A 14506-nucleotide genomic window follows, 5' to 3' on the forward strand; every position below is an offset into this window, starting at 1 on the left:
CCCACCGAACCCGCACAGGGGGCGTGACGGCGCGCGTGGACGCCCCCTGTGCGTCAACCCTCCGCTCAAGCTCCCGCCAACCCGTGGTGAGGGCCTGAGCGGAGGGGCCTACGTGGCCTATTGCTGCCAAGGCTCCGGGAGCGGAGCGCCTTCTTGGAGTGCGCGGGTCAGCCTTTGCCAGTTGACCGCCGCGATCTGAAGGGCTTCGGCGCTTTCCGAGCTGTCCCATTCCGTGCGGAGGACTTCGGAGACCAAGTCGTACAGCGCGGTGACGTAGACCCAGGTGGTGAAGGAGTCGCCGGGCGTGACCTTCCACGTGTCCGGGGGCTCCGCACCGGATCGCAGGAGGGTGTCGAGGTGGGAGAACGCCATGTCCGCCGTGTTGAGCCGGGACACGGCGTGTGCCTCGTGCCCGGGGTCGGCCAGAGCGGACGAGATCCGGTGGGTGAGAGTGGAGGTGCGGTTCATGCCGTCACCCCCGTGTGCCCGGCCGGGGAGGGTTCGCGGAGTGCCGTCAGTCCGAAGCCGAGGCCGTTCGTGCGGCGGAGTGCCTCGCGGGCTTCCCACGCGCGGTACGGGCCGCGAACGATGTCCACCTGCGTCTCTGCTCCCCGGGGGAGGGAACGGGTGGTGGGCTGCACCCGAACTGAGGAGTGTGCGGACGGAGGCCCGTCGTCCAGGGGACGGCGGGGCGCGGGGATCAGGGGAGTGGGTTCTGCGCGCGACTCAGCGTCGGCGGTGCAGGGGAGAGCCGTTATGTACTTGCGAACGCGGTGCGAGCGTCGGCGGCGAAGTTCGGCCGCGAGCCCCCAGAGGTAGCCATAGGGCGAGACGTGCACGCCGCGCGTCGGCCGGAAGAGTCGTGTGAGCAGTGTGAGCAGGGCAGTAACGTAGCCCATGGCAAGCGCTCCTGTTCGCTTGTCCGGGCCCGGGGTGTTGGTAGCGCCGCCGGGCCGCCTTGTGAGGCTCCCCACTGTACGTCAACTTGTAAGGTGTTGTCATGTGAAGTCATGCGCAGTTAGATTACGTGATGCATTGCGATATGCGGCGTAACGTCGCCACATGACCATTGATCTAGACGGACCGGAACCTCTTTTTGAGCAGATCGCTGAGGTCATGGCCGGGCGGATCGCAAGCGGTGAGTACGCATCCCGACGGCGCATCCCTTCGGAGGCCGCGCTGTGCGAAGAGTTTGGTGTCTCCCGCCCTACCGTCCGCGCGGCCATTTCGCTGCTCACGGATAAGGGGCTGGTCACCACGGTCCGGGGGAAGGGCTCCTACGTTGCGGAGCGTTCGGAACAGGAAGATTGACTGGTTCGGTCGACAACGGAGCCCATGGTTGGGTGTAGGTGCTGCCGCGCGGGCGTGCGTGTGGACTGCGGGGCGAGTACGGGCAGGACGGCAAGTCTTGTCGGCCGGTGAGGTGGTCCGCAGCCGGGCGGCCCTCGTTATCCACAGCCTCGCAGCGCCCGGCTTGTCGGGGGTCTGGTCGGACGCGCATGCTCGATATCGGGGGACCCTTCATTCCCGCCCGCATCCGCATGCCCACAACCCGGCCCCGGTGGGTGGTGGTACTTGAGGGCGCTGATGGGTTGGGGTTCTTGGGGACTGTCCCGGTGAGGTGCTTGGTCGGTGCCGGATGCCTGTCGGGTGCGGGTTTCCCCGGTTTCCCTGCCGCCCGATGGTGGCCGTCTCCGCTACGCGCCTCAAGGTCGTCGCCATCGAGCGCTTCGCGCGTCATTGGCGCTCCACCTTGACCCGCTTCGCTACGACGGCGGGTTGGCGGCTATGAGGAAACGCGGGGCGTGTGGTCGGGGAGGCGATGGGCCCTTCGGGCCCGAAGGGCCCCGGAAGGCCAACGGCACAAGCACGGCCTGGCGGCCGTCAGTCGCCACTTCGCCGGAGCGTTGACGCTTGGGGGTGTCGCGGCTGGTCATGCTCTGCTGCGAACCCTGAACGGCACGGCCTGCGGCCGGGTGGGCCACTCCGCCGGCGCTTCGACGCCTGGGGGTGTCGCGGCTGGTCACGGTGCACGGCGGACCCCGGGAGATGGAAGCCCTCGTGCCTGGGCATGGGCGTGTGCGGGTAGGGACCCGGCGGTGACGGGGGTGATTGGTGAGGGTGGGTGGTTACGGGTTCGGGTTTGGGGCTGGGTCCCCATCCCCACCCGAGTCCGATGACCCACCCCGGTTCTTGCCTCGGGTGCGCCCGGACCACATGCGGCGGTCCTGGCGTACCGACCACCGGTGCTTGATCTGGTTGTGGGTCGCGCACAGCGGCTGGATATTAGCGGCGCTGGTCGTGCCGCCCTGCCAGAACTCCACGATGTGATCAGCCTGCGTCCAGGGCAGGGGTACGTCGCACCCGTGCTGCCAGGCGCAGCTGGTGTGGCCGTGGAAGGCGGCCGCTCGGATCTTGGGCGGGGCCAGCCGGCAGGAGCGGCCCACGTCCAGGACCTGGCCGTTCTTCTGCTCCACCACCAGGCGGCGGATCCAGCTCTGGCCGAGGAGTTCGCGCACCACGGAGATGGGGACGACCTGTCCGGTCTCCGTGGTGGCCGGACCTGCGTCCTCGGCTTCCTCGTCCCCGGCCAGGGAGGTGGCGGGCACGGTGATGTTGATCAACGCCGTGGCCGTAGTCGGGGTGTCGCACCCCTGGTGGGACTGGGCGAAGCCCAACGCGGCCATGAGGGCGTCGTAGGTGCGCTCATACTTGGACAGCCCGTCCTCAGGGTGGAAAGGCACCTGGTAGTTGTCCAACGCGACCTGGATCCGCAGGGCGTCGGCGGGCGAGCCCCACATCTGGAACAGGAAAGTGCGGTCGAAGGTGGTGACCAGTTGGGCGCCCCGGGCGGCGTGGGCGGCCGCGTGGTCCTTTTCCACCTTGTTCGGGTTGAGTCGCATGCACAGCTGGTGGGCGAAGTGGGTGATCTGGCCCACCGACATGTTCGGGCGCGACTCCTTGAAGTCCAGGATTCCGCATTCCATTTTCGCGCGGAACAGTTCCGGGTCGGGGTGGTCGCCCTTCTGCCTTTTCTCCACCCCGGCATCGGCGCCCTTGATGACCGCTGCGGCTTCACCCACCGACAGGGTCCCTTCGGCCAGCGCCTGCAGGGTGGGGGCCATTTCCTGGCGGAACTGGGCGCGCGCGATCAGGGCCAGGTCGTTGGCCTGCCCAGCAGGAATGCCGAAGGCGTGGCGCAGCCACGCCTCCAGGTTCCTCTGTCCGCCCTGTTCCAGCAGCTGGCCGGTGGCTTCGAGTTGGGCCAGCCGTGCGGCCATGGAGACTTTGATCTGGTCGAGGTGTTCCCACACGCGGGTGGCCTGGTCCAGCACCTCGCCCGCCGCCCCCGGGGGTACGTCGCGGTCGAAGAACGCGGTGGTCTCTTCCCGGGCAGCGACCACCGTGGTATCCACCGGGGTGTGCCCGGTGGGGGTGGGTGCTTCGGGAGAGATCGTCATTCTTCTATTGTAAGCGAAAGGGCCGAACAAAGGAAGTCTTATCGCTGGCTCGTGCTGAATGCATGACTTTCGTCAGGGGTGCCCCCTGACTTTCTTCGGGCTCCTGATTCAGGCCACCTGGTGTGGTGTTTATTGGCACCGGGAATTCCAGGTCGCTCATAGGGGTTGATCTTGCCCCTGTCTCCACTCTCGACGGTCGAGGGTGGAGCTGGGGGCAAGATCATCGGGGAAAAGGGCCGACCGTGGCGGTTCGCAGCAGAGCATGACCGGCCGCGACACCCAACCCGTCAACGCTCCGGCGGAGTGGCAGGCATCGGCCGTCAGGCCGACGGGGTTCGGCTGTTCGGGCGAAGCCCGAACCGCCACAGACCTCAACCACCCGTCCCCCTTTCCCGATAGCCGCCAACCCGCCGTCGTAGCGGAGCGGGTCAAGGTGGAGCGCCTTTGACGCGCGAAGCGCTCGATGGCGACGACCTTGAGGCGCGCAGCGGAGACGGCCACCATCGGGCGGCGGGAAAGGAGGACACCCCAGCCCGGAAGGCAACTCTGTGAGGCGGTCACAATCCCTCAAAAACCGTGGCTGTGGCACCGGCCGGGACGCCCTAGGCTGGAGGCATGCCGGAGTACATCTACACCATGCAAAACGTGCGCAAGGCGCACGGCGACAAGGTCGTCCTTGACAACGTTTCGGGGTCGTTCCTGCCCGGAGCCAAGATCGGTGTCGTGGGCCCGAACGGTTCGGGAAAGTCGACGCTGCTGAAGATCATGGCCGGCATCGAGCAGCCGTCCAACGGTGAGGCGCGGCTCATGCCCGGTTTCTCCGTGGGTCTGCTCGCTCAGGAACCTCGGCTCGACGAGAGCAAGACGGTCCTGGAGAACGTCGAAGACGGTGTCGCCGAGACCAAGGCGATGATGAACCGCTTCAACGAGGTCGCCGAGAAGATGGCGACCGACTACTCCGACGATCTCCTCGAGGAGATGGGCAAGCTCCAGGAGCAGCTCGACCACCGCAACGCCTGGGACCTCGACAGCCAGCTGGCGCAGGCCATGGACGCCCTGCGCTGCCCGCCTGGCGACGCCTCCATCGACCAGTTGTCCGGTGGTGAGAAGCGCCGCGTCGCGCTGTGCAAGCTCCTGCTCGAGGCGCCCGACCTCCTGCTCCTGGACGAGCCCACCAACCACCTGGACGCCGAGAGCGTGAACTGGCTGGAGCAGCACCTGGCCAAGTACGCGGGCACCATCGTCGCCATCACTCACGACAGGTACTTCCTGGACCACGTCGCCACGTGGATCCTCGAGCTGGACCGCGGCCAGTTCTACCCCTACGAGGGCAACTACAGCACCTACCTGGAGACCAAGCAGGCCCGCCTCAAGGTCGAGGGGCAGAAGGACGCCAAGAAGGCCAAGCGCCTCAAGGAAGAGCTGGAGTGGGTCCGCTCCAACCCCAAGGCCCGCCAGACCAAGAGCAAGTCCCGTCTGGCCCGCTACGACGAGATGGCCGCGGAGGCCGACAAGACCCGCAAGCTGGACTTCGAAGAGATCCAGATCCCGCCGGGCCCGCGCCTGGGCAACAGCGTGGTCGAGGTCAAGAACCTCACCAAGGGCTTCGGCGACCGGGTGCTCATCGAGGACCTCAGCTTCTCGCTGCCGCCCAACGGCATCGTCGGCATCATCGGACCCAACGGTGTCGGTAAGACGACTCTGTTCAAGATGATCGTCGGCGAGGAGACCCCCGACGAGGGTAAGATCACCATCGGTGACACCGTGTCGACCTCCTACGTCGACCAGTACCGGGGCCGCATCGACGACACCAAGAACGTCTGGGAGACCATCTCCGACGGCGAGACCTTCATCGAGGTCGGCAAGGTCGAGATTCCCAGCCGCGCCTACGTCGCCGCTTTCGGCTTCAAGGGTTCGGACCAGCAGAAGTCCGCAGGTGTGCTCTCCGGTGGTGAGCGCAACCGCGTCAACCTGGCGCTCACCCTCAAGCAGGGCGGCAACCTGCTGCTCCTGGACGAGCCCACCAACGACCTGGACGTCGAGACCCTCGGTTCGCTGGAGAACGCCATCCTGGACTTCCCGGGCTGCGCCGTGATCACCTCCCACGACCGCTGGTTCCTGGACCGCGTCGCCACCCACATCCTCGCGTGGGAGGGCGGCTCCTCCTGGTACTGGTTCGAGGGCAACTTCGAGTCCTACGAGAAGAACAAGGTCGAGCGCCTCGGCCCGGAGGCTGCGCGCCCGCACGCGGTCACCCACCGCAAGCTCACCCGCGACTAGTCGCAGGGGAACAGCGTCATCAGGCCCCGCCAGTCGGATCCGTCCGGTCGGCGGGGTCTTGCGCGTTCCCGACCCGGCCGTCCCGACCCGGCCGTCCCGACCTGGCCGTCCCGACCCGGCCTTCCCGGATCGGGCTCCGGGTGCGGAAACCCGCTGTACGTCCGGGTTCGCACGTCGCTAGTGTCGCCGAATGACGATTCTGTGCGTGCCTTACCACCTGGACGAATACCTGTCCGGCTTCCGAGTCCCGATGCCCGCGAAGGCGCTGGTGGAGGACCTGCCGGACGCCGACCGCTGGACCCGCATGGCGGCGCTGCACACTAAGGTCGCTGACCGGGTCGCCGACGACATCCGCGCCGGACGGGTCCCGATCGTGATGTCCGGAGACTGCATGGTGGCCCTCGGCACCACCACGGGGGTCCAGCGCGCGGGCGTGGACCCCGCTGTCGTGTGGTTCGACGCGCACGGGGACGTCCAGACCATGGAGACCAGCGCATCGGGGTACGAGGGCGGGATACCGCTGCGCGTACTCGCGGGATACCGGCCGACCCCGGCTACCGACCGGCTCGGGCTGAAGGACATCCCCGAGGAGCGGCTACTCCTCGTCGACGGCCGCGACCTCGATCCACCCGAGGCCGAGTACCTGCGCGGTTCCGACGTACGGCAGACTGACGTCGTCGATGTCGAACCCTCCGTGATCCCGGACGGTCCCCTTCTCCTCCACCTGGACCTGGACGTCGTCGACCCCTCTGAGGTGCCCGGTGTGCTCTTCCCTACGCCCGGCGGTCCAGCCCTCGACGAGGTAGTCACGGCAGCTCACATGTTCTTGGCAACGGGCCGGGTCGTCGCACTGAGTATCGGCTGTACCTGGGGACCGGACGAGGAGCTCGACCGCGCCGGAGGCGCCCGCGCACGACTGCTGGCCGACCTGCTGGAACCTTTGGGCTGACGGCCGGTCCCGGGACCTTTGCCGCTTATTCCCGGGGACCCGCCCGGCCTGACGGACCTGGGGCCGTCGCATACCCTGGACGCGATGACTTCCGCGCGTGATGACCACCAGGGCGCGGGCGAAGAGCCCGTGCGAATGACGTTCTACGAGGCCGTGGGCGGTGAGGAGACCTTCACCCGGCTGGTTCGCCGGTTCTACGAGGGCGTGGCCGACGACCCCGTGCTACGGCCGATGTACCCCGAAGAGGACCTGGGCCCCGCCGAGGAGCGGCTGCGCCTGTTCCTCATCCAGTACTGGGGCGGCCCGCGCACCTACAACGAGCAGCGCGGCCACCCGCGCCTGCGGATGCGGCACGTCCCGTTCCGGATCGGTGCCGCCGAGCGCGACCTGTGGCTCGAGCACATGCGAGCCGCGGTCGACTCCCTGGAGCTGGACGAGGACCTCGACCGGCAGCTCTGGGAGTACATGGTGATGGCCGCGCACAGCATGGTGAACGTGCCGGAGGAGGCCACGCCTCCGGCCGTGGTCAACCCGACGTCGGTGCGCGTGGGCGGTGACGGCAAGGTCACCCGCGACACCGGGCGGGGCGGCGACGATGACGACGGCGAGCCCATCACCATCTCCCTGAAGCGGTGACCCCGGAGGCGGTTAGGAGTACTGGGCCAGGAGTGTGCGCTCGGCGTCGTTGAGGCGCCGGGCGCTCTGCGTCTCGACGTCGAATCCGACCAGCACGGTCTTGGCTCGCAGGTAGACGCGGTCGTCGTCGAGGATCTCGTAGGACATGCTGAAGCTCGCGTTGCGGACCTCGGTCACCCACAGTTCCACGCGTACCGGCTCGGTGCGGGGTAGCAGCGGGGCGACGTAGTCGGCCTCCTGACGGGCCACGACCGTCGCGCCGAAACTCTCGGCGCCCTCGGCACCGACCTCTCCGATACCGAAGTGCAGGAAACCGACGCGGGCGTCCTCCAGGTAGGTGAGCATCCGGACGTTGTTGACGTGCTGCTGCGGGTCAAGGTCGGCGTAGCGCACCTGCGCGAGGTGCACGTAGCGCTGCGGCCCGGTGGTCGTGGCGCTCTCGGCCTCGATCTGTGTCACGTCCTGGATCCTCTCCTGCGGTACTCCCGGGGGTGCCCCGGGAGGGGTGGTCCCGTGGTCGCGCTCTCTGTGTCGTGCACGGAACTCGTACGCGCAACGGGCACTCGAAACGCGCCTCGGGTAGGGCGCGATCACCGATCGCGCCCTACCCGATTGTCTCAAAGGGCCTTCTACGGAACCGCTGTCCGGGATGTCGGAGGCCTGTGTCCTTGCTCTCCCGTCAGGCTCTGCCCAGCTGGAACGAAGCGCGGGTCAGGGGACCGGCAACCCCAGGTGGTGCGCGAAGAAGGCGAGCTGTTCGGCTGACAGGGCCGCCGTCCGGCTCACCGACCTGGAGCTGTGCCCGACCTCGGCCTCGCGGCGGAAGAGGATCGGGCGCTCGTCGATCGGAGCGGAGGTGGACCGCTGCATCTCGGCGCACATCTTGCGCGCGTGCAGCGGGTCGACCCGGGTGTCGTTGTCGAACACCGTGAACAGGGTCGCCGGGTAACGGGTGCCCTCGCGCACGTTGTGGTACGGCGAGTACCCCAGCAACCAGCCCAGCTGCTCGGGCTCTTCGGCGGTGCCGTACTCTCCGCTCCACAGCTGCCCGAGGCCGAAGCGTTCGTAGCGCACCATGTCGAGCAGGGGCGCGGAACACACCGCCGCGGCGAACAGGTCGGGCCGCTGCGTGACCATGGCGCCCACCAGCAGTCCGCCGTTGCTGCCGCCCAGGACAGCGAGCCGGTCCGGGCTCGTGACCCCGGTGGCGACCAGGTGATCACCGGCGGCGGCGCAGTCGTCGAACACGTTCTGCTTGTTGCCGAGCATCCCGTCCCGGTGCCACTCCTCACCCTCCTCGAGGCCGCCGCGCAGGTTCGCGACGGCGAAGACGCCGCCGGCACGCACCCACGCCAGGACCGTGGCGGAGTAGCCCGGGGTGAGCGGGATCTGGAAGCCGCCGTACCCGTTGAGGATGGTCGGGCGCGGGCCGTCGGCCGGTTCCGCGGGGGAGACCACCAGCATGCGCACGGTGGTGCCGTCCTTCGACGTGAAGGGGACCTGTTCGGTCCGCACCTCGGGCAGGTCGATCTCGCCCGGTGGCCTGGCCCACAGAGCCACCTCACCGGTGCGCGCGTCGTAGTGGTACACGGACGAGGGGTGGGTGTTGTCGGTGTAGCCGAACCACGCTTCGTGCCCGCCCTCGAGACGGTAGGTCAGGCCGGTCAGGCTGCCCAGGCCGGGCATCGGCAGGGTGCCCAGGCGCTCGCCGGTGCTGGGGGAGTGTCTGCCGATCTCGCTGATCGCGTGGCGGCTCCAGGCCACGAGCAGTTCGGGTGCGGCGAACCCGGCACCGTCGAGGAGGGCGTGCCCCTCCAGGACCGCGTCCGGGTCCTCGGGAACCAGGGTGGTCCAGTTCTCGTACCCGGGGGCGGCGGGATCGGCCACGCACAGGCGCCCGCGGGGTGCCTCCCGGTCCGTGAGGAGGTACAGGCGGCCGTCCCAGCCCAGGTGGGGGCGCAGGTCGGCGTCCACACCCTCCTGGACGGTGACCAGGCGGGGACTCTCCAACGGCCCCTCTGCCAGGTCCGCGACCCACGCGTCGGTGGCGGAGGAGGTGCCCTTTGCGGAAGTGAGGACGAGCCAGCGCCCGTCGTGGCTGACCGAGACCCCGTAGAACGCCGTCTTGTCCCGGCCGTCACCGAATACCAGGGCGTCCTGGTCGGCGGGGGTGCCCAGGCGGTGCAGGTAGACCCGGCGGTGGTAGGAGTCCTCGCCTTCGGGGACCTCGCTGGCGGGCAGGCGGCGCACGTAGTAGAAGGCCGACCCGTCGGGGAGCCAGGCCACCGGGCTGTAGCGCGTGCGGTTGATGGGCTCGTCGACGAGTTCTCCCGAATCCACGTCCATGACGCGCAGGAGCGACTCCTCGTCGCCGCCCTCGGACAGCTGGTAGGCGAGCAGTCGACCGTCCGGTGAGGGGCGCCAGGAGTCCAGGGTGGTCAAGCCGTCGGGGTCGAGGGCCCCGGGGTCGATCAGCGCGCGCTCGGGACCGTCGCCGTCCTGAACGTGCAGCACGGCGTGCTCCTGTTCGGCGGTCCGGCGGGCGAGGAACCGGCGTTGGCCGCGCCACACCGGAACCCCGATGTTCCCGGAGCCGAGGAGTGACCGTACCTGTTCGGCGAACCAGTCCCGGGCGCCGTACGTCTGGGAGATCTGGTTGTACAGGGCGTCCTGGGCGGTCGACCACTCCTTGGTCTCGGTGGAACCGGCCTCCTCCAACCACCGGTAGGGGTCACGGACCGTGTGGCCGTGCAGGGTCTCGTGGATGTCCAGCCTGGTGGCCGGGGGATAGCGGAGTTCGCGCATACTTCGCACTCTATACACCGTTATCTCACCGAGTGTGTTCGGCGCGGCGACAACGTGAATCCTGGCGAGTCGGCCGCACAATGGGTTCCAGAAAGCGACAACGTGTGTTTTCTGGGCAGCCCGACGTAAATTGGGGTGGCGCCGGGGCGGTCCGAACCAGCAAACTGAATGCGGGACGCAACTCGGCGGGAACCACCGGGAGGTCCGTGTGGCAAGGCGTACAGAGACACCGATCCTCGGGTCGGTGCACAGGGAGGTTTCCTGGCTGGCCGAACGGCTGGCCGGGGAAGAGACACGGCCGCCGAAACCGGCGGCAGGGGCGACACGATGAGCGCCCGGCGCGGCCAGCAGAGCGGCACAGGTGCCGCCCGTCGCCACGTACTGCTGCTCAACGCAAGCTTTGAACCCTTGACGACCCTTCCGCTGCGCAGAGCAATTCTGCTCGTACTGCGGGAAAAGGCGGAGGTCGTGCACGACGACGGCGCTGGGGCGGTGCTGCACTCGGCGACACGTGCCTACGATGTGCCGTCGGTGATCAGGCTACGGCGCTACATCAGTATCCCGTACAGCCGCCGGGTGCCCCTCACCCGGGTGGCGCTCATGCGGCGGGACCGGCACATCTGCGGCTACTGCGGGAAGAAGGCGGAGACGATCGACCACGTCGTCCCGCGCAGCCGCGGCGGTGCCCACGTGTGGGAGAACGTGGTCGCGGCCTGCAAGCCCTGCAACCACCGGAAGGCGGACAAGTTCCTGGACGAGATCGGTTGGCAACTGCACCTGACTCCCAAGGTGCCCAAGGGCCCCCACTGGCGGTTGATCAACGGTGACATGCACGGCGATCCCCAGTGGGAGCCGTACATGGCACACCTGGCCGCGTAACGGCGGCCGCAAGGGTCGGTTCCGGGCGTCCCACCCGGCCCAGCCAGCGCCCTCGGGAGCGCCGAACCCCCCACGGCACTCCCGGGGGCGCACCTCTGTCCGCTCCCGGCACCCTCGTCCGCGCACGGTGCCTCGGGCAGTGCCTGGTGCCCCTGTCAGCGTCCGCCGCCCGCCCGTATCCTGGTTCCATGCCCCGATACGACTTCCGCTGCCGCGAGTGCGGCGACACCTTTGAACTCTCCCGCCCCATGGCGGAGTCCGATGCCGCCGCCGACTGCCCCCAAGGCCATGACGACACGGTCCGGCTCCTGTCCACCGTGGCGGTGGGCGGACGTGCCGCCGCCCCCGCGCCCTCCGGTGGTGGCGGGTGCTGCGGGGGCGGTTGCTGCTCCTGAGCCCTACTTCTCGATCTGGCTGATGTCCCGGGCTGCGCCGGTGGAGGCCGAGGTGGCCATCGCGGCGTAGGCGCGCAGCGCCGGCGTCACCGGGCGCTGGCGGTCACGGGGCTGGAACCGGCCCAGTTCCTTGAGCAGGCGCTCGCGGCGGGTGTCCAGCTCGTCCTCGGGGACCTCCAGCACGATGCCCCGGTTCGGGATGTCGATGCTGATGGTGTCGCCGTTCTCGACCAGGGCGATGTCGCCCCCGGCGGCCGCCTCCGGTGAGGCGTGGCCGATGGACAGGCCCGAGGTGCCGCCGGAGAAGCGCCCGTCGGTGATGAGCGCGCACGCCTTGCCGAGGCCCCGGCCTTTGAGGAAGCTCGTCGGGTACAGCATCTCCTGCATGCCGGGGCCGCCCTTGGGGCCCTCGTAACGGATGACGACCACGTCACCGGGCTCGATCTGCTTGTTGAGGATGCCCTCGACCGCCTCGTCCTGGGACTCGAACACCTTGGCGGGGCCGGAGAAGGTCCACAGCTCCTCCTCCACACCGGCGGTCTTGACGATCGCGCCGTCCGGGGCGAGGTTGCCGAAGAGCACGGCCAGACCGCCGTCCTTCGTGTAGGCGTCCTCCACCGAACGGATGCAGCCCTGCGCGCGGTCGGTGTCCAGCGTGTCCCACCGGACGCTCTGGGAGTAGGCCTTGGTGGTGCGCTTGCCGCCCGGAGCGGCGTGGAAGAGCTCCACCGCCTCGGGCAGGACCTGGTCCGAGACGATGTCCCATTCGGCGATGAACTCGCCGATGGTCTTGCCGTGCACGGTCGGCAGCGAGGTGTCGAGCAGGCCGCCGCGGGCCAGTTCGCCCATGATGGCGGGGATGCCGCCGGCCCGGTGCACGTCCTCGATGTGGTACTTCTCCGTGTTCGGAGCGACCTTGCACAGGCACGGGACGCGACGTGAGACCTCGTCGATCTCGGGGAGGCCGAATTCCACACCGGCCTCGTGGGCCGTGGCCAGCAGGTGCAGGATCGTGTTGGTGGACCCGCCCATGGCCACGTCCAGGGCCATGGCGTTGCCGAAGGCTGCCGGGGTGGCGATGGACAGCGGCAGCACCGAGTCGTCGTCATCCTGGTAGTAGCGCTTGGCCGCTTCCACCACCCGGCGCCCGGCGTCTTCGTACAGGGCTTTGCGGGCGGTGTGGGTGGCCAGGACAGTGCCGTTGCCGGGCAGGGCCAGCCCCATGGCCTCGGTGAGGCAGTTCATCGAGTTGGCGGTGAACATGCCGGAGCAGGAACCGCAGGTCGGGCAGGCGTTCTCTTCCATCTCGTCCAGCTCGGACTGGGAGACGCTCTCGTCGGCCGCGGCGATCATGGGGTTGATCAGGTCGAGCTTCTTGACGGTGGTGGCCGTGCCCTCGACCACCGTGACCTTCCCGGCCTCCATGGGGCCGCCGGAGACGAACACGGTGGGGATGTTGAGGCGCATCGCCGCGAGCAGCATGCCAGGGGTGATCTTGTCGCAGTTGGACACGCACACCAGGGCGTCGGCGCAGTGCGCGTTGACCATGTATTCGAGGGAGTCGGCGATGAGCTCGCGGCTGGGCAGCGAGTACAGCATGCCGCCGTGTCCCATGGCGATGCCGTCGTCGACGGCGATGGAGTTGAACTCGCGGGGGACGCCACCGGCCTCCTTGATGGCGTTCGCGACGACCTCGGCGACCTCGCGCAGGTGTACGTGCCCGGGCACGAACTCCGTGAAGCTGTTGGCTACGGCCACGATGGGCTTGCCGAAGTCCTCGCGCTCTACGCCGGTAGCGCGCATGAGAGCGCGGGCGCCAGCCATGTTCCTGCCGTGGGTGACCGTGCGTGAGCGTAGGGCGGGCATCGGGTGGACTCCCATCGTTACGGGTGTTTCCCCTCGATGGTAATCCCCTCCGGGGGCAGGTTTGGTCTCGACTCGAAAGACCACCGTTCCGCATGCTGAGACTCTTCGGCGGGCTCGGAGGTCAGCAAGGGGGCTTTTCAAGCTTTTCGGGGCGCTCTGTCCCGAACGCGGCCGTAGCGGGGTGTTTCGGGGCAAGTCGCTCGGCCCCTGGCATACGTAGGGCCCGGAGGCCACCACGGTGTGGCCGGTTTCCGGGCCGTTCCTCGACGGGGGAGGGGATTAGTAACGGGGCGGCAGGGCCTTCTTGGCTGCCTGGTAGATCTCCTCGATCTCGGTCTCGCTGAGGCGGTCGCGCCCGCTGCGCAACCACTTGCGGACCTTGTTTCCGGTGATGATGTCCACGCCCCGGAGCCGATGGCTGTCCCAGGGCATGCCTGGTCCGTAGATGGCCAGGGACGCGCGTACCGAGATGTCCCGGCCGAGCTCCGCGCTGATGAGCTCCTCCGCGCGCTTGGCCTCCTCCAGGGCCTCATCGATCCGCTCGTTCTTGCTGAACCGTCCGTGGTAGAGCTTCTCCAGCTTGTTGCGCAGCGGGAGGCGCTTGTCCCAGGACTCCGAGTCGATGGCGAACGCGCCGCGCCGACCCACGATGAAGTGGTCGATCTGGCCGTTGCCGCCGGGCACGGCACGTGCGTGAAGCACGCGGTAACCGAGCTGCTTCATGAGCTTGAGCTGGGCTTCGGTGCGGCGCTGGGCGGCCGAGGGCTTGCGCCAGCGGGGGATCTCCGACTCGCGCCGGGAGCTCCAGACCATGACCGCGACCAGGGCGATGATCCCGAAGGTCACACCGACCCTCCAGTCCCCGCTGAGCATGCCGAAGGCGCCCGCCGCCAGCGCGGCGGCAGCGCTCCGGAGTATCCACCGGCGCGCGGCGTCGTTGGACTTGAGGCTCCCGTAGAGGGCCTTGCCGCCCGGCCCGCCGGACTCCTTGCGCTGGTTGGGGAAGAAGAGGGCTTCGGGTCGTTCGGGCTCCGACCCGTCAGACGATGGGCTACGACCGTTCACACTGGTTGCCGATTCCACGACGGACAGGTTAGTTCCATCCATATCTGAGTCCTAGAGCATTACTTCTCACACTTTGCTTCCCTTGTGTCCTCGGGCCCATGCGTGTTTGGGACACCAGGACAGGGAACGATTACCTTTTCGCCACCTCTCTAGAGAAAGCCCGTCCCACC

The 14506-nt window shown here is 68.4% G+C and carries 13 protein-coding genes; 6 read left to right on the forward strand and 7 right to left on the reverse strand.

Annotated features, from left to right (window positions below; translation table 11 throughout):
- Nucleotides 1-117: 117 nt before the first annotated feature.
- Nucleotides 118-468, reverse strand: coding sequence for a hypothetical protein (locus ACYVDG_RS05925; RefSeq protein WP_460747317.1), 351 nt, complete (start codon nucleotides 466-468; stop codon nucleotides 118-120).
- Nucleotides 465-899, reverse strand: a complete 435-nt coding sequence (locus tag ACYVDG_RS05930) for a hypothetical protein (protein ID WP_460747318.1) — start codon at nucleotides 897-899, stop codon at nucleotides 465-467. The genes ACYVDG_RS05925 and ACYVDG_RS05930 overlap by 4 nt, the downstream gene beginning before the upstream one ends.
- Before the next feature lie 163 nt (nucleotides 900-1062).
- Here ACYVDG_RS05930 and ACYVDG_RS05935 point away from each other — a divergent pair, with 163 nt between their 5' ends.
- Entirely contained in the window at nucleotides 1063-1311 is a 249-nt protein-coding gene (locus ACYVDG_RS05935; RefSeq protein ID WP_460747319.1) for a GntR family transcriptional regulator, read from the forward strand.
- An 818-nt stretch (nucleotides 1312-2129) separates the two neighbouring features.
- On the opposite strand, the gene ACYVDG_RS05940 is transcribed toward ACYVDG_RS05935, so the two are convergent.
- Nucleotides 2130-3461, reverse strand: a complete 1332-nt coding sequence (locus tag ACYVDG_RS05940; protein ID WP_460747320.1) for an HNH endonuclease signature motif containing protein — start codon at nucleotides 3459-3461, stop codon at nucleotides 2130-2132.
- Between the two features lie 615 nt (nucleotides 3462-4076).
- On the opposite strand from ACYVDG_RS05940, the gene ettA reads away from it, so the two are divergent.
- From ettA to ACYVDG_RS05955, 3 genes are all read left to right on the forward strand, one after another.
- Nucleotides 4077-5741 (forward strand): energy-dependent translational throttle protein EttA, encoded by a 1665-nt coding sequence (ettA, locus tag ACYVDG_RS05945; RefSeq protein ID WP_460747321.1) that lies wholly within the window; start codon nucleotides 4077-4079, stop codon nucleotides 5739-5741.
- Between the two features lie 190 nt (nucleotides 5742-5931).
- Nucleotides 5932-6690, forward strand: a complete 759-nt coding sequence (locus ACYVDG_RS05950; protein WP_460747322.1) for an arginase family protein — start codon at nucleotides 5932-5934, stop codon at nucleotides 6688-6690.
- 84 nt (nucleotides 6691-6774) lie between these two features.
- Complete coding sequence (locus ACYVDG_RS05955; protein WP_460747323.1) at nucleotides 6775-7326, forward strand: globin; 552 nt, start codon at nucleotides 6775-6777, stop codon at nucleotides 7324-7326.
- A 12-nt stretch (nucleotides 7327-7338) separates the two neighbouring features.
- On the opposite strand, the gene ACYVDG_RS05960 is transcribed toward ACYVDG_RS05955, so the two are convergent.
- Both ACYVDG_RS05960 and ACYVDG_RS05965 read right to left on the reverse strand, forming a co-directional pair.
- Nucleotides 7339-7785: an acyl-CoA thioesterase gene (locus ACYVDG_RS05960; protein WP_460747325.1), complete on the reverse strand. Its 447-nt coding sequence runs from the start codon at nucleotides 7783-7785 to the stop codon at nucleotides 7339-7341.
- Nucleotides 7786-8037: 252 nt separating this feature from the next.
- Nucleotides 8038-10131 carry a prolyl oligopeptidase family serine peptidase gene (locus ACYVDG_RS05965; protein WP_460747326.1) on the reverse strand — a complete coding sequence of 698 codons (2094 nt, stop codon included), beginning with the start codon at nucleotides 10129-10131 and terminating at the stop codon, nucleotides 8038-8040.
- A 327-nt stretch (nucleotides 10132-10458) separates the two neighbouring features.
- Here ACYVDG_RS05965 and ACYVDG_RS05970 point away from each other — a divergent pair, with 327 nt between their 5' ends.
- Nucleotides 10459-11010, forward strand: a complete 552-nt coding sequence (locus ACYVDG_RS05970; RefSeq protein WP_460747327.1) for an HNH endonuclease — start codon at nucleotides 10459-10461, stop codon at nucleotides 11008-11010.
- Between the two features lie 188 nt (nucleotides 11011-11198).
- Nucleotides 11199-11405: an FmdB family zinc ribbon protein gene (locus ACYVDG_RS05975; RefSeq protein WP_460747328.1), complete on the forward strand. Its 207-nt coding sequence runs from the start codon at nucleotides 11199-11201 to the stop codon at nucleotides 11403-11405.
- 3 nt (nucleotides 11406-11408) lie between these two features.
- Here ACYVDG_RS05975 and ilvD read toward each other — a convergent pair whose 3' ends face one another.
- Both ilvD and ACYVDG_RS05985 read right to left on the reverse strand, forming a co-directional pair.
- On the reverse strand, nucleotides 11409-13271 hold the full coding sequence (gene ilvD, locus ACYVDG_RS05980) for a dihydroxy-acid dehydratase (protein ID WP_460747329.1): 1863 nt from the start codon (nucleotides 13269-13271) through the stop codon (nucleotides 11409-11411).
- Between the two features lie 279 nt (nucleotides 13272-13550).
- Nucleotides 13551-14336, reverse strand: a complete 786-nt coding sequence (locus tag ACYVDG_RS05985; protein ID WP_460747422.1) for a nuclease-related domain-containing protein — start codon at nucleotides 14334-14336, stop codon at nucleotides 13551-13553.
- Nucleotides 14337-14506 lie beyond the last annotated feature (170 nt).

It is taken from the genome of Nocardiopsis oceani (assembly GCF_054777395.1).